Source organism: Corynebacterium sp. HMSC036E10 (genome assembly GCF_001836265.1).
In the GTDB taxonomy this organism is placed as follows: Bacteria; Actinomycetota; Actinomycetes; order Mycobacteriales; family Mycobacteriaceae; genus Corynebacterium; species Corynebacterium coyleae.
Genome location: NZ_KV827950.1, coordinates 1 through 1,442, shown reverse-complemented (window position 1 = coordinate 1,442; position 1,442 = coordinate 1). Strand labels below are relative to the sequence as shown.

1 protein-coding gene is annotated in these 1,442 nt (G+C 58.7%); it reads left to right on the top strand.

Annotated elements, in window-relative coordinates:
* Positions 1-57 precede the first annotated feature (57 nt).
* Positions 58-1,407, top strand: coding sequence for an IS256 family transposase (locus tag HMPREF2736_RS02195; RefSeq protein WP_070828787.1), 1,350 nt, complete (start codon positions 58-60; stop codon positions 1,405-1,407).
* Positions 1,408-1,442: the final 35 nt, after the last annotated feature.

The window sequence follows — 1,442 nt, the reverse complement described above, 5'->3', positions numbered from 1 at the left end:
CGAGGGTGTCAGGAAGTTTGTGTGTGAGGCTCTGATTGAGAGGGAGTTTCACCGATAATGACTACGGTGTCACCGAAGAAAGGCCATGACCCGGCGAGGTTCAACGAGATCAGCGAGAAGCTGATGGAAAATCCTGAGCTGGCTAGCCTGATCAGCGAGCTGTCGACCTCCGCTGATGATGCCAGCGAGCTGGTCAAAGGCCTGCTGCAGGCATCAATCAACGCTGGTCTGCAGGCAGAGATGGATGCGCATTTGGGCTATAGCCACTCCGACCGCAAGTCCAAAGCCCAGGTTGAACCCGTGCACGGCGGCAATCACCGCAACGGGTCGTACACCAAGACCGTCAATTCTGGCTACGGCGCGGTGGAAGTGACCGTGCCCAGGGATCGTGCCGGCACGTTTACTCCGAAGATGGTGCCCAAGGGCGCACGTCGGCTCACAGAGCTCGACGACATGATCGTCTCGCTATACGCCGGTGGGATGACAGTGCGCGATATTCAGCATCACCTCGCGACCACGCTCGGGGTGGATATGAGCCCGGATACGATCAGCACCATTACCGATGCGGTGTTAGACGAGGTCATGATCTGGCAAAACCGCCAGCTCGACGAGTTTTACCCGGTGATCTTCCTCGACGCGCTACGCGTGAAAATCCGTGACGGTCACCGCGTGGTCAATAAGGCCTGCTACATGGCGGTTGGTGTCGACATGGACGGCATCAAGCACATCCTGGGATTGTGGATTGCCGATAATGAAGGCGCTGCATTCTGGGCATCGGTGTGCGCGGATCTGGCCAACCGTGGTGTCCAGGACGTGTTCATCGTGTGCTGCGACGGGCTCAAAGGCTTGCCGGAAGCTGTCGAGGCAACCTGGCCGAATTCCATGGTGCAAACCTGCATTGTGCACCTGATTCGGGCTTCGAACCGGTGGGTGTCGCATCAGGACCGCAAATCTGTCTCCCGTGCGCTACGTGAGGTCTACACGGCCGCCAACGAGGACACCGCACGTGCCAGCCTGGACGCGTTCCAGGCCAGTGAACTGGGCCAGAGATACCCGCAATCGGTCAAAGTCTGGCGCGACGCCTGGGACCGGTTCGTGCCGTTTTTACAGTTCCCGCCAGCGGCCCGCCGGGTGCTCTACACCACGAATTCGATCGAATCGCTCAACGCTGAACTGCGTAAAGCTACCCGTAACCGCGGGCAATTCCCGAACGACACCGCGGCGCTGAAAACGCTGTGGTTGATGATCTGCAACATCGAAGACAAGCGCGCTGCCCAGCGAGCGAAGAAAGCAAAGCGCGACATCGAATGCAACGGCTATGTTGAAGGGGCGAAAGCCACCGGGTGGAAACAAGCCATCAACCAACTAGCTGTGGCATACCCCGACCGATTCGCGGACTACTTGTAAACCAAGCCCCCGCACACAAACAATCGGACACTCTC

Bases quoted from the DNA above. Each gene is read 5' to 3' on its own strand.
- HMPREF2736_RS02195 (WP_070828787.1), top strand. From the start codon at position 58: ATGACTACGGTGTCACCGAAGAAAGGCCATGACCCGGCGAGGTTCAAC.